The organism is Erythrobacter sp. JB2-19 (assembly GCF_057365005.1).
Genome location: NZ_CP200290.1, coordinates 3,191,115 through 3,212,388 on the forward strand (window position 1 = coordinate 3,191,115; position 21,274 = coordinate 3,212,388).

Below are 21,274 nucleotides of genomic sequence, written 5' to 3' on the forward strand. Positions count from 1 at the left end.
TACGTTAAGGTGGGTAACGATGACTGAATTCACTCGCCGGGCCGCCATAGGCTCGGCACTTGGAGCGCTTGTGGCGGGGGCAACCACGTCTAGCATACCGGCAATGGCGGCGGGCCGCCTGACAATCCCGGCAAATTCTATGCGACTTATGCGGCGGATTGAGCGAGAGCTGCGCGATGGAAAGATTCTGGCGGTGACCCGCCAATGGCAGGTCAACTTCTCCGCTCAGGGGCGCGGCATTGCGATCAATGGCCAGCAAATCTTCGCAAAAGTCGACGCGCCAGAGCAACTTGCCCAACTCGCCGCGATTGAAGAAGCCCGCTCAACCGACAGCATGTTTCCGATTCTGCTCGGCGAGGCAGGGGAGATCCTTGCGGCCGGCACATCGACCAGTCAGGAAGACGTCGATGCCGCAATCAAAGAAGCGGAAAGCATGATCAAGCGGCACAGCGGCTCAGCGACCCAGCAGGCGCAGCGCATGGCTTACTTGGCGCAATTGCAGCAGACTGGCGGCACGTTGCTTGAGCAGATGCCCCGCGATCTGTTCTATCCCAGCGAAGAGACAGTTCATTCCATAAAGCCGGTCAATTTGCCCGATGGCTCGCACGGAGAGTTTGAATTTAGCTTTTCGGCCCGCTGCGCGCCGGGCGAGCGATGGCTTGCCCACGCCAAGCGGCAGATTATCACGCGTATTGGCGATGATGAGCGCCATTCGAGCGAAACCTGGGCGCTGAACGCATAAACAGCGCCTCACCCCTCAATTGCTGGTGAGAATTTACCAAGGTATTATTTTACCTCTCTTGAAACGCCCGGTTTTACTTGACTTTGAGCCGTCTTAGCGACAAATCGCGCCTCATATCGGTAAGGATTTGCTGAAAGGCGTATCTTCCGATTCGCAGCCGCGGCCCAAACGCCCGGCTGTTTTGATTTTTCAGGCCTCTTTTCTCCCGAATGGCGGCCTTAGGTTTAAGGAAAAGCCCATGAAGGCGCTCAGCAAGCAGACCCGGTCGATCAAACCGGCCGAGGTCGATAAGAAATGGCATATTATTGATGGCGAAGGATTGGTCGTTGGCCGCGTCGCATCGCTCATCGCCAATATCCTGCGCGGCAAGCACAAGCCGAGCTACACCCCGCACGTTGACTGCGGTGATCACGTGATCGTCATCAATGCCGACAAGGTGAAATTCACCGGCAACAAGATGGCCAACAAGATCTATTACAAGCACACCGGCCACCCTGGCGGCATCAAAGAGACGACCCCGAACAAGATTCTGGAAGGTCGTTTTCCTGAGCGCGTGCTTGAAAAAGCCGTCGAGCGCATGATCCCGCGTGGCCCATTGGGCCGTGCGCAGATGCGTGCGCTGCACCTCTACAACGGCACCGAGCATCCACATGATGGGCAGAACCCAGCCGTGCTCGACGTTGCATCCATGAACCGCAAGAATAAGGTTTCTGCATAATGGCCGACGAAAAGAACACCGAAACCGAAACCGCGCCAGAAGCTGCGACTGAAACGCCAGCAACTGAAACCGCGACGGAAACCGTGTCTGATCTCGCAGATCTTAAGGACATTGCTGGCGATGCGCCTGCGGCCGATGCCGCGGAAATCGCTCAAAATCCTGCTGCGCCCCTGCGTGAGCAAGAGCTCGACCAATATGGCCGCGCTTATGCCACTGGTCGCCGTAAGGATGCGGTCGCCCGCGTTTGGTTGAAGCCAGGTACAGGCAAGGTCACCATCAACGGCCGCGAGCAAGAAGTGTACTTCGCTCGTCCGACCTTGCGTCTGATTATCAACCAGCCATTCTCGATCACCGAGCGTGAAGGCCAGTACGACATTGTCGCAACCGTTCGCGGCGGCGGCCTGTCCGGCCAAGCTGGCGCGGTAAAGCACGGCATCAGCCAAGCTTTGACCAAATATGAGCCTGCACTGCGCTCTACGGTGAAGGCCGCTGGCTTCCTCACCCGTGACAGCCGTGTGGTTGAACGTAAGAAATATGGCCGCGCAAAAGCCCGCCGGAGCTTCCAGTTCTCGAAACGCTAATCGCGTTCACTGCGAACAAGATACGAAAAGGGCGGCTCTCCGATGGAAGGGCCGCCCTTTTTCTTTGTGTGGTATAAAGTCTGGTCAGATCGTGATCTGGTCCAACCGACCTCAAGCAGCAATCATTTATTCTGGTTGCAGCAGCGTCATCGCCCAGGCCAGGCCAGTGCCAGCCAGGAACAGCGGCCAAGACCATAGGACAGCATATTCGCCCATGCGCATATTGTGGATCGCCAGAAAACCCCCACTGGACCCTTGTGAGCCAATTACCAGCGCCACAACATATGTCAGCACGCCGCCCAAAATCATTGCTTTGATAGCATTCATGACCAACACTCCTCTGCCAAATCACATACGATCCATACTGCCGCACATTCGCGGTATGACGAGCGATTAGCGAAATATGCCTAACATCTGGTTTCCATCCTGATCAGCGGCAAAATGAGGCGGGGCGCTTACTAACCTGTCGGCGGATCACCAACCACGCGCAATTCGGCAGTGATTGATCCGCCAGGCTCGCAATTGAGCACCTGATAACAAGGGGGTGCCCCATGCCGCAGGCGGGTCGAAAGGGTGCCAATTCCGATCATCCGCATAGAATGCCCACCACGAGATCGCACCTCATCGAACGGTGTATGCACGTGGCCCGATATCACGGCATCTGCGCCAGCCGATGCAATGGCTGCAAAGGCTTCATCACCGCCGATAGTGGGATTGCCACCGGCGTTCTCTGGACCGAGCAGCGGATGGTGACACATCACAATCTTTGTACGCGGATCGCCTTCGAGCTCTTTTAGCTGCGTCACGGTGCGGGCCAAGGGCCGCCTACGGACAAACCCATCTGACCACGGAAAGCGCGGCTGCACACGCACCGTGGAGACGAGCGGAATAAGCACAACATCATCTGAATGGAGCTGAGCACCAACCTGGTTAGTCAGCGCGCGGTAGCGCCGATAGGGATCGGTAAAACGCTCCCACAAGTTGTAATAGGGCATGTCGTGATTGCCAGCCTGCAGCACAGTCGGCACGCCTAGCGAACGAAACCACTGCGCCGCATCAGCATATTCGCTGTGCTTGGCCCGTTGAGTCAAATCACCAGTGCACACAACCGCATCCGGGCGCTCTTGCTGGATCGCGGCGGCCACAGCGCCCAGCGCAGCGCGATCCTCAACACCAAAGTGCACATCGCTGATATGAAAGAGCCGAGTTGCCATAGTTTGTAGTGACAAGCGGGATTGCCGCAAAAGCGCAAGCGCAATCTACTCCTTGGCCGGTCCCTTAGATCTGATCTGACAAGATCAGCCAAGCTGCCAGTGCATTGAGCCCGCTGTATCCCAGATAAACCCAAACCAGCATGGGCCAACCATTGGCGGCCAGCATCATGGCGGCCAGCAAGACCATGAATTCGGTCGCAAGCGTCAGCTTCCCGCCTAGCATATGCACAAACCATGGCATTTGCCCAAGCATTGGGTGGCCGCTTTGCAGCACCGCCTGATGCAAAGCGAAATTCCCCACGCCGAGGGCAAAAATGATCATCACCGGCAGCATGGCTGCACTATGGCGCAAACGCTGGTCTGCTGGAAAGGGTCATTCGTCGGGCAGTTTATCGCATCTGTCCGAAACGCGCCGCACCAGTCGAGCGACATTCTGCCGCGAACGAGCACCGAATGACCGCTCGTCTGCATTCCCTAATTCTGATTGTGCAAGGGCGGTTACGGCAACCCCATTCGAACCCCGCTCGAACCGGGCCGTTTCTTGCAAATGGAGGAATTTATGTTGAAGACAGTTTTGACCACTGCGGCCCTTGGCCTTGCGGTCGTGTCTACCCCCGCCCTTGCTGGTCCAAGCGACAATCCAAGCGTTGAGATCGCAATTGCCGATATCAATCTCGCCACACCGGAAGGTCAAGAACGACTTGATCGCCGAGTGAAAAAGGCAGCACAAGCCCTTTGCGGAGTAGGTACACGCCGTTCCGGCTCGCGAATCCCGTCAATGGACAGCAAGCGTTGCTACGCCAAGGCGATGAAAAGCGCCGAACAACAAGTGGCCACCCTGATTGAAGCCCAACAACGCGGCGGTTGATCCCAACATTCTAACAAGACCCCTATGAGCCTGAATTCAGGTCCATAGATGACGGCTCGAGCCCTAACCAGTCCCAGGGTTCGAGTCGTCTTTTTAATGTAAGGGGCGAGTGCAGTTCGGCGTCCACACACTCAACAATCATTAGGCGCCCTAACGCCCCGCCATTCCCTTCACCTTTGAGAGATAGGTCCGGCCAATCCGCAGCGCTTCACCATTCTGCAACTCGGCAGACCACACCCCCAAACCATCATGACGCAGACCACGAATGTTGTCGCGCCGCAAAATGGTGGAGCGGTGAATGCGGATGAATTCCTCGGGATCCAGCCGTTTTTCCAGACCGGCAATGGTTTGGAGCAATAGATAAGACTGCGGCGCTTCATCAGTACCAATGTGCAGCCGAACGTAATCACGCTCGGCATCGATCTGATGCACCTCGCTGACCGCGACACGCAGCAATTCGGAGCGATGCGGAACCCACAGCTCATCCAGCCATTTGCTGGTCTTCTTGCCCGTCTCGCCGTGGCGGGCAACGGCTCGCTCAATTGCGCGGCCTAGACGGTCAGCAGAAACGGGCTTCAGGACATAATCAATCGCCTCTAGATCAAAGGCCTCTACCGCAAAGTCATCATGCGCCGTCACAAAGATGACTGCTGGCGGGTTTTTCATTTTGCCCAGCTTCTTGGCGACCCCGAGGCCATCGAGTTCTGGCATGGTCATATCGAGCAAAATCAAATCTGGGGTCAGCGCCTCGACCAACCGCAAGGCCGCGGCCCCATCGCTGGCGGTACCAACCACATTGATCGAGCCGAGTTCGGCGCAAATCACTTGAATGCGCTCAACCGCCAGGGGTTCATCATCGACAATAAGCGTGCGCAATGCGCCGCCGGTTTCTTCGCTATCAGCCATTTTTGGTCAAAGGTATCCGCAGTTCTGTCTTATAACCGCCACCGATCGGGCTCGAACTCAGAACAATATCTGAACCGAAGCGTGCCTCCAACCGATCGCGCACATTGGCAAGGCCAATTCCGAAGCCATGGCTGGCATTTGCCGGGACGCCGGGCCCATCGTCGCTGACTGTTATTACCAGCCGATCAAACTCCTCGCGTGCCTTAACCGTGATAGTCACCGGGCGATTCACAGCAGACACCGCATATTTGACCGAGTTTTCGACCAAGGGCTGGAGAATCATGCCTGGCACGCGTGCATCCACAAGATCATCAGGCAGATCAAAATCGCAAATCAATCGCTCTGGAAAGCGTACCGCTTCAATGTCGAGATAGAGCTGCTGCAAGTCAAACTCGTCCTTCAGCCGAACGTCAGAGGTTGGCTCATCCGCAAGGCTGTGGCGATAAAATCGCGACATGGTCTGGATCATACGCTCTGCCCGCTCTGCCTTGCCGGTCATCACCAAAGCGGACAGCGAGTTCAGCGTGTTGAACAGGAAATGTGGATTCACCTGATAGCGCAAAGACCGCAGCTCAGCCGCCTCCGCAGCGGACCTGAATTCCTGCCCGCGCCGCTCCGCCGCCCGAGCCTGATAACCTGCAAGAATTGCAAAATAGAGCGATGCCCAGGCGAGCAGCAGGAAGTAGCGCCCAAGCGCGATATCGAACACTGCCTTCCACACATCCGCGCTGGTTTGCGCAGGAACGAGGATAACGCTTTCAGAATCGAGGATCGTATCGGCGCCATTCGCACCATCCGGCGCCGCGCGCGTAACGGGCACATCCACCAGCAGGTTGCCCGCCTCGTCACGGCGCAGATTGATGCCATTCTTTTCAGCGTATTTTCGCTCTTCCACCTCCTGCATGTCTTGAAAGACCAAGTGATTGGTCTTTCCGATAGCGATCGCAACAGGAACCGATAGAATGATCGCGGCCATCACCTTGATCCACACCGCTTTATGATCAAACAGCCGCAGCATACCCCACAGGGCAATCGTCAGGGCAATGCCAACCATGGACACGATGCCGCGCCGCCAAGCCATATCGATCTGCAGTTCGTACTCCATGACGAAGCTGCGCATGGTGATGAGGAAGAAATAGGTCGCCCACATCACGATCATCGACAGCAGCACCATGCGGAAAGGCACGGTCGGTCGGGTTTCAGTGGTTTTTGAGATACGCATTAGATCACCGCAAATAGCGCGCTCGGGAAAACATAGCCAATTTCTCGTCGGACACGGTCATGCTTTGGTCGAATGCCGGTCATAGGAGGATCATCCCTCCAAACTGGCATTCGAGCCGAATTTCACGCCTTACCTTGCCCAAACCCGCCTCTAAGCCCTTGGTTTGATCATTTCCGCAGGGACGATCCACTGGGAAAATTGCTCTTCCGTGAGCAAAGCAAGCTCCATGCCCGCCTCTTTTAAAGTCGTGCCATCAGCATGGGCCTTCTTCGCGATCTTGGCCGCATTATCATAGCCAATATGCGGATTCAGTGCGGTGACAAGCATCAGGCTCTCATTCATCAGCTTGTCGATTCGGTCGGTGTTTGCGGTGATCCCGGTCACGCAATTGTTGGTGAAACTGCGCGCCGAATCGGCCAGCAGGCGGACCGACTGCAGCACGTTGTAGATCATCACCGGCTTGAACACGTTAAGCTCTAAGTGGCCGTTCGATCCCGCCACGCTAACCGTCGTGTGATTGCCCATCACCTGAGCGCAAACCATGGTCAGCGCCTCGCATTGAGTGGGGTTAACCTTGCCCGGCATGATGGAAGAGCCCGGTTCGTTCGCTGGTAAGGCAATTTCGCCAAGGCCGCTGCGAGGACCAGAGCCAAGCAGGCGAATATCATTTGCGATCTTCATCAAACTGACGCCAATCGAATTAAGCGCCCCAGAGAGCTCAACCAGCGCATCATGCGCCGCCAAAGCTTCGAATTTGTTCGCTGCTGTTACAAAGTCATGCCCGGTCAGTTTCGCTGCATGAGCCGCGAATTTCTCTGCGAAGCCAGCCTTGGAATTGATTCCAGTGCCGACCGCAGTCCCGCCTTGAGCAAGCTCCAGCACCCGAGGCAAAGCGTTTTCGAGTCGGGCGATGCCATATTCGACCTGCTTCGCGTAACCGGAGAACTCCTGACCCAAGGTGAGCGGAGTTGCATCTTGCAAGTGCGTGCGGCCAATCTTGACGATATCCGCGAACGCTTGGGCCTTCGCGTCAAGCGCGGTGTGAAGCCCGCCAAGTGCCGGGATCAACTGCTCCACTGTCTCGCTCGCCGCGGCGATATGCATCGCCGTAGGGAAGGTGTCATTCGAGGATTGACCCATATTGCAATGGTCATTGGGATGCACGGGGTCTTTGCCGCCGTGCTGACCGGTAAGAATCTGGTTCGCGCGGCTGGCGATCACCTCATTGGCGTTCATATTGCTCTGTGTGCCAGAACCGGTCTGCCACACGGACAGCGGGAATTGGTCGGCCAAAGTGCCGTCGATCACTTCATCGGCCGCCGCGACGATCGCCTCGCCCAGTTTCGTATCAAGCACGCCCAGCTCCATATTGGCGAGCGCCGAGGATTTCTTCTGAATACCCAGCGCCTTTACGAGCGGCGCAGGCATAGTCTCATCACCAATTGCGAAGTTTGCCAGGCTGCGCTGAGTTTGCGCCCCCCAATGGCTAGCCGCCGGAACAGAGACTTCGCCGAGCGAATCGGTTTCAATACGCACCGCGCCTTCGCCCGCTGCACCCATATTTTTAACGTCGCTCATCGAAGACATACTCCATTCGGTCTATTTTAGGCTCCCATAAGCACTGCTAATCGTGAACGTCAAAGCCCTTGGCGCTGGCGGTGCGAACAGCTAAACGTCTTGACGCGCTGTATTGCTGGAGTAATACAGCTCTCGTGGAGTGAACATGACTGAGTTAAATGCACCTGTCGCCCGCAAGGCTATGATTGACAGCCAGCTGCGGACCAGCGGCGTGAATGAAGAATATGTGCTGGCGCGCATGAATGCCGTGCCGCGTGAGAATTTCGTGCCTGCCGAGGCGCGTCCCGTTGCTTACATGGACCGCGCCGTGCCGCTGGGCGATGGTCACTATCTCTCATCGCCCGTTGTGCATGGGATGATGCTGACCGAGGCCGCGCCGACCAAGGACGACAGCGTTCTGGTGGTCGAAGGCGGAACGCAATATTTTGCAGAGTTGATTGGCCCACTGGTCACCGATGTTCAGCAGATCAGCGCCGAAGGCGCTTTAGCGAAGAATTCACGCAAGACATTCTCTCTGATCGTGGTCGATGGCGCGATTGAGCATCTGCCAGACAGCCTCGCTAAACGGCTCGCGGAAAACGGCCGGATCGTCACTGGTATTGTTGAGAACGGCGTCACCCGGATCGCATCGGGCTGCAAAGTGGCCGGTTCAGTCACCCTGCAAGCAGTGCACGATATCGGGATCCCGGTTCTGCACGAATTTGACCAAGCGAAAAGCTGGAGCTTTTAACGCATGAAACGCGCGCCTCTGCCAAACATCCGCCGGATGAGTTCTCTGGCCAGCATTGCTGCGGCGCTCGCCGCCGGGGCGATAGCTGCGCCTGCACAAGCGGATACGCTGCGCGATGCCTTGGTCGAGGCCTATAACACCAATCCGACGCTACAAGGCGCGCGGGCAGACCAGCGGGCGACCGATGAAGGCGTGCCAATCAACCGCGCCAACGGATTGCCAACCGCGACCGTAACAGCGACCCATATCGAGTTTGTGCGCCGCTCGGCCAACTCATTTACCGCGCCGGAACGCAACCTTGGCGTCAATGCGGCATTGCTGGTTCCAGTCTATTCTGGCGGAGCCGTACGCAATGCTGTGCGGGCCGCCAAAGAGCGGGTCGCGGCTGGCCAGGCCACTTTGCGCAACACCGAAAGCACCGTGTTCAGCCAAGTGGTCGCCGCCTATATGGATGTGCTGCGGACAGAGGCCCTGGTTGCGCTAAGCGCCAATCAGGTGGAGGTACTCCGCATCAATCTGGAGGCGACCAGTGACCGGTTTGAGATCGGCGATCTGACCCGCACAGATGTGGCGCAATCGCAATCACGGCTCGCACTGGCCGAGGGCGATTTGAGATTGGCTGAGGCCAACGTCATCTCAGCGCGCGAGGTCTATTTGCAATTGGTTGGCAAAGCGCCCGGCACGCTGATGGCGCCGCCGCCGCTGCCCGGCCTACCGGAAAATGTTGGTGAGGCCATCGTAACCTCGCTTGAAAACAACCCCAATTTAATCGCTGCCAAAGAACGTGCTGAGGCCGCAGGATATGACACTGAGGCAGCTGGCGCCGGGCGTCTCCCAACAGTCGGCCTGTTCGCCAATGGCGACTACAGCGATTTCTTCGGAACACTCGGCGGTCCGGTTTCGTCGGACTTCTCACAAAGTGAGAAGACAGCGAATGTCGGCGTCCGCGTGACGATCCCGATTTTTCAAGGCGGGCTGACCGCCGCGCGGCAACGCCAGGCGGGCGCACGCAGAATCCTCTGCTTTGGAGGCTGTGATCGCCTCTGAACGCAGCGTCATTCAGGAAACTCGCTCAACCTATTCCAATTGGCGGGCCGCCAATGCGGTGATCGAAAGTTCACAAGTGGCCGTGGAGGCTGCTGAGCTCAGCCTGGAAGGCGTGAAAGCGGAAAACTCGATCGGCAATCGCTCGATCCTCGATGTGCTCAATGCAGAGCAGGAATTGCTCTCTGCTCGGGCGCAATTGGTGACCGCGCGGCGCAATGCCTATGTCGCTGGATTCTCCTTGCTCGCCTTGATGGGGCAGGCTGAAGCGCGCGATCTTAACCTCGATACTGGCGGCGTGTTATACGACCCGCAAGTTAACTATGAGCGGGTGCGCGGCAAAATTTGGGACTTTGATCGTGACCCAGAACCTTCGCCAAATTCGACCAGAACCGTTGACATTCCGGCGGCTGACGCGAAGATCGGCCCCACATTGGATTCAGACGAAGGCAATTGACACGCGGCTAACTATCCGTAACTGCGTCTGAAACTTAGTTAACATTATCAGCGAGCTAAGAGCACAAAATGGCGCAAGATAACGAAGCTTCGGTCGAAGAAATCCTCGAATCAATCAAGAAGGTGATCGCCCGCGATAACCGCGAAGGCGCGTTGGAAGCTCGCCGTCGGCGCGAGGAAGAGGCTGAGCGTGCGGATACAACCAATGTTGCTAAAGCCGACGACGAAGTGCTTGATCTGGCAGAGATGGAATTCGCCGAAGACGTGGATGCCGATGATCAGATAGGCGACGATGGCGAGTTTCTGCTGAGCGAAAATCAAAGCGAAGATCACGACCCGCAGCTCACCAATGAGGCGGTGCGCGGCGCAATGCGCGAGAACCTGGAGGCTTTGGCGATGCTGGCGGAGCCTGGCGCGCAACCGCAGATCGTTCGCTCTGGCGAGACATCGCTTGAAGGACTCACCCGCGATCTGATGCGTCCAATGCTGGCCGAATGGCTCGAAAAGAACCTGCCCGGTATTGTTGAGAAGCTCGTCCAGGCGGAAATCGCCCGGATCGCTGGCAAACGCGGCTAGTTTTTGCGTCTTTGCACGCTTCGCCGCATGTGAAACTCTAGCCACAGACGAACCCAGCGGTTAGGCCTGCTGACATGATAAAGCTCATGTCGCATGTTGCCGTATTTTCGGCGCTCACCGCCGCCTCGATTTTCGCATCGCCGCTCGCCGCCGAAGGCCACCCGAGGGACATCCCCGGGGTGGAAACCACCCCAATGTCAGCGGAGGATTTGATCACAACGCCGCGTCTCGGCGGTCCTATCGTTACGAATGATGGGCGTTTTGCGATTTACCGAGTAACGCGGACCGATCCGGCAAGCTTTAAACGCACGCCGAGCCTTTACCTGCTGGACCTGCAAGAGCCGGGCAAAGCTCCGATGTCTCTCGACTTGGGGCTCTCGGCCAATTCGCTCGCTTTCGGCTCCGACAATTACCTCTATTTTCTCTCTTCAGAGCACACAGACAAGAGCCAGGAAGAACGCAGCCGCGTTTGGCGGGTCGCGTTAGAGGCCGATGGCAATGTGACTGGCCCGATATTGGTCGCTGACATGCCGCTTGCCGATATTCACGGCTTCAAACTATCACCGAATAGTGACCGGATTGCGCTATGGGCGCCAATCGTCCGTGATTGCCCGACCTTTGGCTGCAATGCGGACGGCAAAGCCCATCTGCCTGGGCCGGGAACGGGACGACTCTATGAGGGCGATGGCGGGTTCTTCCGCCATTGGGATACATGGTCGACGCCGGGCACCTACAATCGGGTATTTGCCTTTGATCTAGCGGATGGCGTTACCACAGGCGAGGGTGTGCCGATCGACGGCACCGATCCGAAAACCGGCCTCACGGGCAACACGCCCACTATGCCATTTGGCGGGGGCGAGGATATTGTCTGGGCACCGGACGGATCGGGCATCTATTTCGTCGCCCGCGAAACCGGAGCGAAAGAACCCACCTCAACCGATCTCGATATCTATTTCTCCGACCTGTCCGGCGGATCGCCAATCGAGCTGACTGCCGCGAACCAAGCGGTCGACACCGGCCCTGTGCCTTCGCCCGATGGCAAATATCTCGCCTATGTCGCGATGGCACAACCGGGATATGAATCCGACCGCACGGTCGTGCATCTTCGCAATCTCAAGACCGGTAAAACCCGCGCGCTAACCCAGGACTATGACCGCAGCTTTGGCGGACTTTCTTGGACGCCAGACAGCAAGGCAATTCTGGCCACGGCCGCTGATGTACTCGATACACCCGTGCTCAAAATCGACCCAAAGACCGGCGCAGTCGAAAAGCTCGACCTGATGGCTGGCAATGAAGCGCATATCGGCAATGTCACCCCATTGCCCGATGACCGTTTGCTGTTCACACGCGATCTCGATTGGCGCGCCTGCAGAACTGTTCCTCTCAGACGGATATGGACAGGCCCGGCCGCTGACCGATGTCGCGACCACCCGCACAGGCAAGATGGCATCAACGGTGACCACCCGTTTCAGCTTCCCTGGTGCAGGCGGTGACACGGTCTGGGGCCAGATCACCCGCCTAGAGCAGCAAACCGGCCCGATCCCCGCTATCCTCTACATCCACGGCGGCCCGCAAGGCACCTTCCGTGATGGGTGGTCCAGCCGCTGGAACCCTCGCGTTCTCGCAAGCCAGGGCTATGCAGTGATCTCGGTCGATTTTCATGGCTCCGCTGGATACGGCCAGGATTTCATGGACGCGATCAACCGTGATTGGGGCGGCAAACCACTCGAAGACCTGCAACTGGGCCTGGACGCGGCACTTAAGCTCGACCGCCAGATCGATGGCGGCAACGTCTGCGCGATGGGCGCGAGCTATGGCGGCTATATGGTCAACTGGATCGCAGGAAACTGGCCAGATCGCTTCAGCTGTCTAGTCCAGCATGACGGCCTATTCGACATGCGCAGCTTCTATTACTCGACCGAGGAATTGTGGTTCCCTCGTTGGGATTTCGGTGGATCATACAGCGAAGCACGCGAAACTTACGAGCGCTGGAACCCGGTCAATCACGTCGACAAATGGCAAACGCCAATGCTCGTGATCACTGGTGAGAAGGACTACCGCGTCCCTTACAGCCAAGGCCTGCAAAGCTTCACCGCACTGCAGGAACGCGGCATCCCCTCGCAATTGCTGGTGTTCCCGGATGAAAACCACTGGGTTCTGGGAGCGGAAAACTCGCTGCAATGGCACGAAACCGTCTTCAATTGGCTTGACCAATGGCTGGTGCAGAACGTCGAGACGATCAAAGAATGACGGATGCGGCGAACGAACTGAGCCTGCTCGCGGCGCAAACCGCATTATCCAAGAAATATGGCGCAGAGACCGAGCGTCATATCTTTTTGTGCGCGCTCAGCGAGAAGCAAAAGTGCTGCTCGCCAGAGGTAGGGGAAGAAGCCTGGACCTTCCTCAAGACGCGGATGAAAGAACTCAGCCTGATCGGGCCCAAGCGCACGTCAGAGCATCCACGCGGGCCCGGCGGCGGCGTCCAGCGCAGCAAAGCTGATTGTTTGCAGATTTGCTCTCACGGACCAATTGCCGTCATTTGGCCGGATGAGGTCTGGTACCACTCCTGCTCACCCGCCGTATTGGAGCGGATCATCACCGAGCATCTGATTGGCGGCCAACCAGTCGAAGAATTCCGCCTGCAACCGGCACTACGCGCGGGTTAGCCAGCCGGCGTAGCGTTCAATCTTCGTCGCGCTTGCTCCATAGCTCATCGGGATCCGGCAGCTTGTTGTCGACCGATTCGTCATGGCCCGTTCCATTGGACAGGAACACCAACCCCATCAACCCGCCGCCAAGCAGCATCGTAAAGCTGATGCCGAGCGCCACCGCGATGTAGAAATGAACTGAAATCGCGCCATTGAATTTATACAAGAGAGCCAGCGCGATCACCACGACGCCAATCGTCACCCCCATCAGCAAGCGCATGATACGGCGATAGCGCGCCCAAGCGTAAGCGGCGTTTTCCGGATCGTCGAGCGGGGATTTTTTGACCATGCCCCCCCATGCGCCGGGGCTGGTGAGGATTCAATAGGCTTGCGATGGACCTAAAGGCGCTTTGAGGCTGCTAACGCGCGGCTGACGCCCTAAGTTAATCTGCGGATTCGCTTTTTTGCGATTCAAGTGGCATGTTTTGCAAGTCGTCATAGGAGGCCGCGCATCATGACAATCGCCAAAATCATCGCCAAACGATCTGCTTCGGATATCATCGCCTGCAACGTTGATACGCCGGTCTCGCAAGCGGTGACGATGCTGGCGGGTAAAAGGATCGGTGCCTTGCCAGTATTGGACAATGGCACGGTCGCCGGAATTCTGTCTGAAAGGGACGTGATTTACCGGATGGCGGAGGAAGGCGCGAGCTGTCTTAACAAGACGGTTGGCCAGATCATGACATCGCCGGCGGTGACGGTTGAGCCTTCGACGACAATCGATGATGCCCTGGCGCTAATGACCCGGCGGCGGTTCCGCCATTTCCCTGTGATCGACAACGGCGCGCTGTGCGCCTTCATCTCCATAGGCGATCTGGTGAAGAACAAAATTGACGAGGTTGAGCACGAAGCCGAGGCTCTGCGGACCTATATTCAAACTGGCTAATGCGGTGCCATTGGCTCGGTAGTGCTTGAGGATTGGGGCAAGGTCGCCTAAATTGGACCTATCATGGCCGAAACACTCACACTCACTCCCTCTGCGGCGAAGCGCGTTGCGCTGATCGCGCAGAAGCAGAAAGCACCCGCAATTCTGCGCCTATCCGTGGAGGGTGGGGGATGCTCGGGTTTTCAGTACAAGTTTGATCTGGCCAAAGCGCCTGATAATGATGACAGCGTTAGCGAAACTGACGGCGTGAAACTGGTGGTTGATCCGGTCAGCCTTGATCTTGTCGGCGGCAGCGTAGTCGATTTCGTCGAATCGCTAGGCGGTGCGGCGTTTAAAGTCGAAAACCCCAATGCGGCGGCCGGATGCGGCTGCGGCTCCAGCTTCGGGATTTAAGTTAGACCCGCAAGGCTGTTTGGGCCATTACGGCTTTCATGAAAATTGCGACCTACAATATCAACGGGATCAAAGCCCGTCTGCCGCGCCTCAAGGAATGGCTCGCCGAAACGCGTCCCTCAGTGGCTTGCCTGCAAGAGATCAAAAGCCAGGATGAGGGCTTCCCGGCAAGCGATTTTGAAGAGCTCGGCTATCACGCGGTCTGGCATGGCCAAAAGAGCTTCAATGGCGTCGCAATCCTGACCGATAGCAAAGCGGGTTATCATCCGCCCAAAGAGGTGCAACGCGGCCTGGGCATTAACGGCCCGAAGGAAGGCGAGGGCGAGCAATCGCGCTATCTCGAGGCCGACATCACGGATAAGGACGGGAACACGACCCGGATCGTGTGCATCTATCTGCCGAATGGCAATCCACTGCCGGGGCCGAAGTTCGATCATAAGCTGGCCTGGATGGAAAAACTGCGCGCGCGCATGAGCGCAATCTGGACCGAAGAAGTGCCTGCTGCAGTGCTCGGCGACTACAACGTGATCCCGGAAGATGATGACGTGTTCGCGGTCAAAGCCATGGCGAGCGATGCTCTGATGCAACCAGAATCGCGCGCCGCCTACGCCAGACTGCTAGGCGATGGCTGGACCGACGCGGTGCGCACGCTCAACCCGCGCGGCGGCGTGTGGACCTATTGGGACTATCAAGCGGGCGCATGGCAGCGCGACCATGGCTTCCGGATCGACCATATCTTGCTCTCGCCAGAGATGGCGGATCGCCTAACAGCCGTTGGCGTGGATAAAGAACATCGCGGGCGCGAGAAGGCCAGCGATCACGCGCCTGTCTGGGCCACCTTTAGTTAGCCTCGCCCTAGCCACCCGCGCCCTCTACCCTTCCGCCCGGATCAGTGTCCGGTAGGCTCCGGGTGGAAGGGTAGAGGGCGCGGGTGGCGGTGGTTCTCCAAAACAAAAGCCCCCGCTGTTTCCAGCGAGGGCTTGCTAAACTCTTGAAGATCAAATTACCGGTAGAAGATATGGGTATTGATTGAGGCCCGCTGCGTCTTGTTGCGGCTCCATGAAGGACGCACATATTTCGCATGGAAATAAAGTGAATCGTCCGCCTCGGATTCCCACATCGCATCATGCGCGATTTGAGCAATCGCCTTGGCGCGCTTCCACGCAGCCGTACCGGTTCGAATGTTTGGCATCCGGCCGCCCTTTACGAAGGAGAATTGCGAGCGTTGATAGACAACACCGCAATAGCTTCCCGGGAAGCGGCGATCATCGGCGCGGTTCATAACAACCTGTGCGACGGCCAGCTGGCCTGCAAGCGGCTCACCGCGCGCTTCGAAATAGACTGCTCCTGCAAGACAGCGTAGCTCTTTGGACAATGTGCCAGAGGTATCGATTTGACCGACAAGCTCACGCAGCGAGTCCGCTGTTGGCGCGGCCTGAGGGATCAAAGAAGCTTTATCGTCGTCTTCCAGTGTCTCCGCAGCCAGTGGCTGAACCACTTCCTGCGAAATGAAGACGGTGTCGCTGCTGTCAGCGACCTCAGAAACGGACACCACTTCGGCGTCGCTTTCCTGAGCGACAGCGCCGGACATGTCGGCACTGGAAAAACTGATGGTGCCAATCGCGACAATCGCGGCTGCACTCAAAGAATAAGTCTTACGACTCATGAACAATCACATTCTGTGCGGTGAGCAAGCTCCGACGCAGGCTAAGACCTGTTGCGAGTGTATTCGCGAATTAAGAGAGGGGTCTAAATATGCCTACCGGCTGCCCCCCGTCTGCGTGCTAGTTTGCCGACCTTATCGCCGTGTCAAACCGCCTACGCTCTTGGAAGCTGTGCAGCCAGTTAGTCGCAACCGAAACTATGTCAAGTTAATGGAGGTTGGATGCGACGAAGCGTTCCGGGTCCGCGACGTCCACCTCCAGTATCCAATTATCGGGGTCTTGCGAGCCTCTACGATCCAAATATTCTGTAAATTCGTGTGGTTTTTTAATATCTTGAAGTTTTGTGGCAACAAAGGAGCGTGAGCCATCAAGCTGCGGCATCCGCTCGTAAAGTGTTGCGTTTTCACCGCGATACATGGTTACCACGAGGATCGTTCCAGCGTCTCTCTCACCCTTAGAAAGCACCGTCGCCATGCCGCCCTGCGCTTCTGCAGCGCGTATTAAACCGGTGATTTCGATATGGGCAGGCAGCCGCGCGTCCATTTTACTCGCCTGAGGTGCCGGGGGCAGAGGTGTATCCAGAGAGGCTGGAAAGCGCTATCCGTGAACGCATGAATGTGCCAGTACCGCGGCCAATTTCATCGCCCTCTGCGTCAACCAGCCGCGATTCGGCGACAAACACGCGGCGTTTTCCGCTCACCCAGCGCCCTTCGGCCACAACCTTTCCCGCCCTAACAGGCTTAGTGAAGTGCAGGTTGAAACTGGTCGTGAGCAAAAAACGATCGGTTGCCAGGGTGTTGGCCGCATAAAAGGCCGCATCATCGAGCATTTTGAAATAGATCGTGCCGTGGGCCGCGCCAGCGGCGTGAAACACATCTTCGGTGATGGTGAAAATCAGGCGCGAGCGCCCTTCCTCCACAATCGCCAGCTCAGAAGCGAACTTCCCATTGATCGGGGCCGAGTTATACAATTGTTCAAGCGCGCGGTAATGCCGCTCAGCGCCTCCAGAAGAGGCCTCTGCGCCAGAACCGGTCGCAGGCTCGCTCATATGATCCTCAGGCGGCATCACGCAGGAATTGATTGGTCAAAACCGAATAAAGCGCGTCTGCATCCGGCGCCTCTAGCACCGCATCCAGGATCGCATCATCGCGCATTAGTCGCGAAATGGTCGCCAAAGCATGCAGGTGAGTCGCGCCCGCATCTTCTGGCGATACCAGGCCGAAAATCAGACTGACAGGCATGGCATCAGCCGCAGCGAAATCGACCGGTTGCTCCAGACGCAGAAGCACCACAGTAGGGCGCTTTACTTCGCGAGAGCGGCAGTGCGGAATCGCGACAGCCCGGCCAAAGCCGGTGCTACCAAGCGCCTCACGCTCTTCCAAACGTTCAAGGATATCCACGCGGTCAAGACCATGAACTTCCGAAAGCATTTCAGCAATTCGGCTCAGGACTTCCTGGCGCGTTTCCAAACGAGCCGAGGCGACCGCCTCGGGCAGCAATCTCAGATTTACATCCATCGCAAAAAACGTGATCCTAATTCAGTCACTCGCATTTCATAACCACATCACCGGGTGTTGCCGCTGTCCTGCGCGGCGCTTCTCCTGCGGTCATGAAGGGGCAATTCTGTCAGCAGGGGTGCTGCGCTGCCCTATCGCGGCTCAACCCAACCGATTGAGCCATCTGAGCGGCGGTAAACCATATTATGCCTCTCAGTGCCAGCATTTTTGAAGAACAATGCATTCGTATCGCGCAAATCCAGCATCATGACAGCATCCGCAACGCTGTATGATGGGATGTCTGTACTGGTCTCTGCGACCACTAGCGGCGCATCAGCCACGACCTCTTCTTCGGGTTCGTCAGCGGCTGCAAAGATGGTGTAGGCCGCCTCTTCTTCACGCTTTGCATGGTCGGCTTGCTCATGCCGGTCGTTAAGGCGGCGTTTGTAGCGGCGCAACTGCTTGTCGATCTTGGCCGCGGCATTGTCCAGCGCTTGATGCGCGTCATGCGCATCAGCTCGAGCTTTCAAGATCAGCCCCTGCATCACATGCGTCACAATGTCGCATGAGAACGCGCCTGCAGGCGCTTTGCCAAAGGTAACGTGAGAGGAGATCGCTCGATCGAAATATTTATCGACGATGCCGCCCAAACGGTCTTCGACATGCTCCTGCAATGCCGCGCCAGTTTCCACTTGATGCCCTGAAACCCGGATATCCATTGTGGCTGTCTCCTTTGTTGTGTTCGACCCAAATGCCCCAAATCCAATGCGCGCGTTATGATGCGAGAGAACTCAACGCGCCCAGATTGCCTTTTCAATTCCGTCCACGAACGCTTTATGCCGCGCCAATTCATCCGGCGTTGCGGCATGCGGGCGCGGTTCGCGGCGATCACGCCGCTTTGCTGCTGCGGCTAAAGCCGCTGCTGGCACACTGACATCTTCCCGGCCGCTCGTCGCGTCAGATCCAGCGTCCGACGCCAGTCCTAAGCCAATCTGGCGACCGCCCGTCAGCTCGACATAGACCTGCGCCAGCAATTCCGCATCGAGCAACGCCCCGTGCTTCACCCGGTGGCTGCGATCAATGCCGTAACGCGTACAAAGCGCATCCAATGACAGTTTGGAGCCAGGATGTTTCTTGCGCGCCAGGGCGACTGTATCAACCATCCGGTCCAGCGAGATCGGCTCCATCCCGATCAGCACCAGCTCATTGTTGAGAAAGCCAAAGTCAAAGCTGGCGTTGTGCGCAACCAGCGGCGCATCGCCCAGAAACTCCAGCAATTCAGCTGCTGTGTCCTTGAACAAAGGTTTGGTCTCAAGGAATGAGATCGACAGGCCGTGAACTGCCTCTGCGGCCTGCGGCATATCGCGCTGAGGATTGTAATAGGCGTGATAGCTGGCGCCTGTTGGCACCCGTCCCACCATCTCAACACAACCAATTTCAACCATCCGGTCGCCTGTCTTAGGATCGAGGCCGGTGGTTTCTGTATCAAAGACGATTTCACGCATTGGTGGTACTATCGGACCAAGATTGCGAAGGCGCAAGAGGTCAATTGAAGCAGCTTAACCCAAATTGGTGCCATTAGCAGGCGGTTAGTCCAAACCGCTTAGTGCGTCAGGCAGCGTTAGTGGTTAGCTGCGCAATCAATTCGCTGACCGCGGCCTCGGTTTCCTCAAGCGAGGTGCCTGTATCAATCACATAATCAGCACGTTTGCGCTTTTCGGTGTCGGGCACTTGCAGGCCGAGAATATGCTCAAATTTCTCCGCCGTCATGCCGGGGCGGGCAAGCACGCGCTCGCGCTGCGTCTTTGCAGGGGCGGATACAACCACGACCGCATCGACCGCTTCATTGCCGCCGCCTTCAAACAAGAGTGGTATATCAAACACGAGTAGCGGGGCAGCGGCATTATCTTGCAGGAACTCGGCACGTTTCTGACCGACCGCTGGGTGCACAATACCCTCTAGCTGTCGCAGCTTTTCTGGCTCTGCGAAAACCAGTTTCCCCAGCGCCTCCCGCTCGACCCCATTTGGTCCTGTCGAACCAGGAAACGCGGCTTCAATCGCGGGCAGCAATGATCCGCCAGGACCCTGCATCGCGCGCACCTGCGCATCGGCATCAAACACGGGCACGCCTTGCGCCTCAAACATCGCGGCAACGGTCGACTTACCCATGCCGATTGAACCGGTGAGGCCGAGGATGAAGGGTTTGCTCACTGAGATATGGTCTCGCGTAGCTTTGCATCGTGATCGCGGGGCGGAGCTTGCCCGAAAAACTTCTCGAACGCCGCCGCCGCCTGTCCGATTAACATCGACAGCCCATCAATTGTGGGAAAACCTGCTTTGGCGGCATTCTGCAAAAACGGAGTCTCAACCGGGTCGGTGACGATATCATAGGCAATGCTCCCGGGCGGCGCATGGCTCCAGTCAAACACCAGCTCTGGACTGCCCCGCATACCCAAGGGCGAAGCATTCACCACCAGATCGAGGCATCTGTCGCGGTCATCAAAGGCAAAGTCGGTGGGGCGTGCGAAATGATCGAGCGGGGCGGTGTAATGCTCCCCCTCAGGGTGCAGTTCTTTCAGCAATTGCTTTGCCTTGACTTGATTGCGCGCGGCGATCACGAGGGTGAAGCCATGCGCTGTGAGTGCGGTGATAATAGCCCGGGCCGCTCCGCCGGTCCCAATGATGCGCGCCATACGGAACAGATGCTCGCCAGCCAGAATATCCTGCAAGGGCTCTGTAAAGCCAGCCGCATCAGTGTTTGCCCCAATCAGCTCCCCGTCCTCGCCGCGATAGACCGTGTTGACCGCACCGATTGTCTTAGCGTCGCCCTCAACCTGATCGAGAAGCGGGATCACCTCTTGTTTTAGAGGCATGGTGATGTTGCAGCCGCGCCAGGCCGGATCCTCACGGCGCTCAGCGATATAGCTGGTCAGATCAGCGCTGGTTACCCGTTGAGAGCGATAATCTGCGTCAATCCCGAGCTGTTTGAGCCAAAACCCATGGATCAAGGGCGATTTGGATTGCGCAATCGGATCGCCAATCACCTCGGCATAGGGTTCTGTCGCGCTCATGAGGGGAGTACGTCCAATTCGCGCAGCGCCCCGAGCACAGGCAGCAGCGGCATGCCCAGCACGGTGAATTGGTCGCCTTCAATCGCCTCGAACAATTGCACGCCCATGGCCTCAATCCGAAAACACCCCACCGTGAAGCCGATCTCTGGCCATTCCTGGGTCAGATAATACTCAATGAAATCCTCGGACAGCTCGCGAACATGCAATTTCGCAAGCGACGTCCCGCTCCATTCGCATGTGTTTGCCCGCACCAGCGCCGCCGCGCTGTGCAGCTCAATCGCTTTGCCGGAGAAAAACCGCAAATGCTCCGCCGCATTCGCGCGGTCGGCTGGCTTGTCGAAGCGCTGACCGCCGGCCACCACCAGAGAATCACTGCCCAAAACCAACGCGCCAGGCTCATCCGCCGAAATCGCCGCAGCTT

The 21,274-nt window shown here is 57.5% G+C and carries 28 protein-coding genes and 1 pseudogene; 13 read left to right on the forward strand and 16 right to left on the reverse strand.

Features of this window, described 5'->3' with window-relative positions; translation table 11 throughout:
• Positions 1 to 19 precede the first annotated feature (19 nt).
• From AC0V6O_RS15270 to rpsI, 3 genes are all read left to right on the forward strand, one after another.
• On the forward strand, positions 20 to 742 hold the full coding sequence (locus tag AC0V6O_RS15270) for a hypothetical protein (protein ID WP_486145379.1): 723 nt from the start codon (positions 20 to 22) through the stop codon (positions 740 to 742).
• 238 nt (positions 743 to 980) lie between these two features.
• Positions 981 to 1,460 carry a 50S ribosomal protein L13 gene (rplM, locus tag AC0V6O_RS15275; RefSeq protein WP_472640191.1) on the forward strand — a complete coding sequence of 160 codons (480 nt, stop codon included), beginning with the start codon at positions 981 to 983 and terminating at the stop codon, positions 1,458 to 1,460.
• Positions 1,460 to 2,041, forward strand: coding sequence for a 30S ribosomal protein S9 (rpsI, locus tag AC0V6O_RS15280; protein ID WP_472640192.1), 582 nt, complete (start codon positions 1,460 to 1,462; stop codon positions 2,039 to 2,041). The genes rplM and rpsI overlap by 1 nt, the downstream gene beginning before the upstream one ends.
• Positions 2,042 to 2,167: 126 nt before the next feature.
• Here rpsI and AC0V6O_RS15285 read toward each other — a convergent pair whose 3' ends face one another.
• The 3 genes from AC0V6O_RS15285 to AC0V6O_RS15295 all read right to left on the reverse strand — a co-directional run bounded on the left by AC0V6O_RS15285 (position 2,168) and on the right by AC0V6O_RS15295 (position 3,577).
• Positions 2,168 to 2,368, reverse strand: coding sequence for a hypothetical protein (locus AC0V6O_RS15285; protein ID WP_472640193.1), 201 nt, complete (start codon positions 2,366 to 2,368; stop codon positions 2,168 to 2,170).
• Between the two features lie 131 nt (positions 2,369 to 2,499).
• Positions 2,500 to 3,255: a metallophosphoesterase family protein gene (locus tag AC0V6O_RS15290; RefSeq protein WP_486145382.1), complete on the reverse strand. Its 756-nt coding sequence runs from the start codon at positions 3,253 to 3,255 to the stop codon at positions 2,500 to 2,502.
• Between the two features lie 64 nt (positions 3,256 to 3,319).
• On the reverse strand, positions 3,320 to 3,577 hold the full coding sequence (locus AC0V6O_RS15295; protein WP_472640195.1) for a hypothetical protein: 258 nt from the start codon (positions 3,575 to 3,577) through the stop codon (positions 3,320 to 3,322).
• Between the two features lie 237 nt (positions 3,578 to 3,814).
• Here AC0V6O_RS15295 and AC0V6O_RS15300 point away from each other — a divergent pair, with 237 nt between their 5' ends.
• Entirely contained in the window at positions 3,815 to 4,123 is a 309-nt protein-coding gene (locus tag AC0V6O_RS15300) for a UrcA family protein (protein ID WP_486145384.1), read from the forward strand.
• Positions 4,124 to 4,273: 150 nt separating this feature from the next.
• Here the strand turns inward: AC0V6O_RS15300 and AC0V6O_RS15305 are convergent, their stop codons facing one another.
• The 3 genes from AC0V6O_RS15305 to fumC all read right to left on the reverse strand — a co-directional run bounded on the left by AC0V6O_RS15305 (position 4,274) and on the right by fumC (position 7,829).
• Complete coding sequence (locus AC0V6O_RS15305) at positions 4,274 to 5,029, reverse strand: LytR/AlgR family response regulator transcription factor (protein WP_486145386.1); 756 nt, start codon at positions 5,027 to 5,029, stop codon at positions 4,274 to 4,276.
• Positions 5,022 to 6,251, reverse strand: a complete 1,230-nt coding sequence (locus AC0V6O_RS15310; RefSeq protein ID WP_486145388.1) for a sensor histidine kinase — start codon at positions 6,249 to 6,251, stop codon at positions 5,022 to 5,024. The genes AC0V6O_RS15305 and AC0V6O_RS15310 overlap by 8 nt, the downstream gene beginning before the upstream one ends.
• A 150-nt stretch (positions 6,252 to 6,401) precedes the next feature.
• The gene (fumC, locus tag AC0V6O_RS15315) at positions 6,402 to 7,829 is read right to left on the reverse strand and encodes a class II fumarate hydratase (protein ID WP_486145390.1); all 1,428 of its coding nucleotides are present in this window, start codon (positions 7,827 to 7,829) and stop codon (positions 6,402 to 6,404) included.
• 145 nt (positions 7,830 to 7,974) lie between these two features.
• Between fumC and AC0V6O_RS15320 the strand changes: the two genes are divergently transcribed.
• The 6 genes and pseudogenes from AC0V6O_RS15320 (at position 7,975) to AC0V6O_RS15345 (ending at position 13,301) form a co-directional block, all read left to right on the forward strand.
• Positions 7,975 to 8,559, forward strand: coding sequence for a protein-L-isoaspartate O-methyltransferase family protein (locus AC0V6O_RS15320; RefSeq protein ID WP_486145392.1), 585 nt, complete (start codon positions 7,975 to 7,977; stop codon positions 8,557 to 8,559).
• 36 nt (positions 8,560 to 8,595) lie between these two features.
• A pseudogene (locus tag AC0V6O_RS15325) lies at positions 8,596 to 10,060 on the forward strand (TolC family outer membrane protein).
• A 68-nt stretch (positions 10,061 to 10,128) separates the two neighbouring features.
• Positions 10,129 to 10,635: a DUF2497 domain-containing protein gene (locus AC0V6O_RS15330; RefSeq protein ID WP_486145394.1), complete on the forward strand. Its 507-nt coding sequence runs from the start codon at positions 10,129 to 10,131 to the stop codon at positions 10,633 to 10,635.
• Between the two features lie 74 nt (positions 10,636 to 10,709).
• Complete coding sequence (locus AC0V6O_RS15335; RefSeq protein WP_486145396.1) at positions 10,710 to 12,128, forward strand: TolB family protein; 1,419 nt, start codon at positions 10,710 to 10,712, stop codon at positions 12,126 to 12,128.
• Complete coding sequence (locus AC0V6O_RS15340) at positions 12,091 to 12,885, forward strand: S9 family peptidase (protein ID WP_486145398.1); 795 nt, start codon at positions 12,091 to 12,093, stop codon at positions 12,883 to 12,885. The genes AC0V6O_RS15335 and AC0V6O_RS15340 overlap by 38 nt, the downstream gene beginning before the upstream one ends.
• Positions 12,882 to 13,301 carry a (2Fe-2S) ferredoxin domain-containing protein gene (locus AC0V6O_RS15345; RefSeq protein ID WP_486145400.1) on the forward strand — a complete coding sequence of 140 codons (420 nt, stop codon included), beginning with the start codon at positions 12,882 to 12,884 and terminating at the stop codon, positions 13,299 to 13,301. The genes AC0V6O_RS15340 and AC0V6O_RS15345 overlap by 4 nt, the downstream gene beginning before the upstream one ends.
• Before the next feature lie 16 nt (positions 13,302 to 13,317).
• Here AC0V6O_RS15345 and AC0V6O_RS15350 read toward each other — a convergent pair whose 3' ends face one another.
• Positions 13,318 to 13,632 (reverse strand): hypothetical protein, encoded by a 315-nt coding sequence (locus tag AC0V6O_RS15350; RefSeq protein WP_486145402.1) that lies wholly within the window; start codon positions 13,630 to 13,632, stop codon positions 13,318 to 13,320.
• 165 nt (positions 13,633 to 13,797) lie between these two features.
• On the opposite strand from AC0V6O_RS15350, the gene AC0V6O_RS15355 reads away from it, so the two are divergent.
• The 3 genes from AC0V6O_RS15355 to xth all read left to right on the forward strand — a co-directional run bounded on the left by AC0V6O_RS15355 (position 13,798) and on the right by xth (position 15,470).
• Entirely contained in the window at positions 13,798 to 14,229 is a 432-nt protein-coding gene (locus tag AC0V6O_RS15355; protein WP_486145404.1) for a CBS domain-containing protein, read from the forward strand.
• A 63-nt stretch (positions 14,230 to 14,292) separates the two neighbouring features.
• Positions 14,293 to 14,622, forward strand: a complete 330-nt coding sequence (erpA, locus tag AC0V6O_RS15360; RefSeq protein ID WP_472640207.1) for an iron-sulfur cluster insertion protein ErpA — start codon at positions 14,293 to 14,295, stop codon at positions 14,620 to 14,622.
• A 38-nt stretch (positions 14,623 to 14,660) separates the two neighbouring features.
• A complete protein-coding gene (gene xth, locus AC0V6O_RS15365; RefSeq protein ID WP_486145406.1) occupies positions 14,661 to 15,470 on the forward strand; it encodes an exodeoxyribonuclease III in 810 nt (269 codons plus the stop codon).
• A gap of 155 nt (positions 15,471 to 15,625) precedes the next feature.
• Here xth and AC0V6O_RS15370 read toward each other — a convergent pair whose 3' ends face one another.
• The 9 genes from AC0V6O_RS15370 to AC0V6O_RS15410 all read right to left on the reverse strand — a co-directional run.
• Positions 15,626 to 16,288 carry a cell wall hydrolase gene (locus AC0V6O_RS15370; protein WP_486145408.1) on the reverse strand — a complete coding sequence of 221 codons (663 nt, stop codon included), beginning with the start codon at positions 16,286 to 16,288 and terminating at the stop codon, positions 15,626 to 15,628.
• Between the two features lie 205 nt (positions 16,289 to 16,493).
• Entirely contained in the window at positions 16,494 to 16,829 is a 336-nt protein-coding gene (locus AC0V6O_RS15375) for a DUF1491 family protein (protein ID WP_486145410.1), read from the reverse strand.
• A gap of 1 nt (position 16,830) precedes the next feature.
• Positions 16,831 to 17,334, reverse strand: coding sequence for a PaaI family thioesterase (locus AC0V6O_RS15380; protein ID WP_486145412.1), 504 nt, complete (start codon positions 17,332 to 17,334; stop codon positions 16,831 to 16,833).
• 7 nt (positions 17,335 to 17,341) lie between these two features.
• On the reverse strand, positions 17,342 to 17,803 hold the full coding sequence (locus AC0V6O_RS15385; RefSeq protein ID WP_472640212.1) for a PTS sugar transporter subunit IIA: 462 nt from the start codon (positions 17,801 to 17,803) through the stop codon (positions 17,342 to 17,344).
• Between the two features lie 131 nt (positions 17,804 to 17,934).
• Positions 17,935 to 18,501 (reverse strand): ribosome hibernation-promoting factor, HPF/YfiA family, encoded by a 567-nt coding sequence (hpf, locus tag AC0V6O_RS15390; RefSeq protein ID WP_472640213.1) that lies wholly within the window; start codon positions 18,499 to 18,501, stop codon positions 17,935 to 17,937.
• Positions 18,502 to 18,573: 72 nt separating this feature from the next.
• Positions 18,574 to 19,287 carry a DNA polymerase III subunit epsilon gene (gene dnaQ / locus AC0V6O_RS15395; RefSeq protein ID WP_486145415.1) on the reverse strand — a complete coding sequence of 238 codons (714 nt, stop codon included), beginning with the start codon at positions 19,285 to 19,287 and terminating at the stop codon, positions 18,574 to 18,576.
• A 106-nt stretch (positions 19,288 to 19,393) separates the two neighbouring features.
• Positions 19,394 to 19,993 carry a dephospho-CoA kinase gene (gene coaE, locus AC0V6O_RS15400; protein WP_486145417.1) on the reverse strand — a complete coding sequence of 200 codons (600 nt, stop codon included), beginning with the start codon at positions 19,991 to 19,993 and terminating at the stop codon, positions 19,394 to 19,396.
• A complete protein-coding gene (gene aroE / locus AC0V6O_RS15405) occupies positions 19,990 to 20,853 on the reverse strand; it encodes a shikimate dehydrogenase (RefSeq protein WP_486145419.1) in 864 nt (287 codons plus the stop codon). The genes coaE and aroE overlap by 4 nt, the downstream gene beginning before the upstream one ends.
• Positions 20,850 to 21,274: Maf family protein (locus AC0V6O_RS15410; protein WP_486145421.1), on the reverse strand; the 425-nt coding region annotated here is incomplete at its 5' end. The genes AC0V6O_RS15410 and aroE, both read right to left, overlap by 4 nt.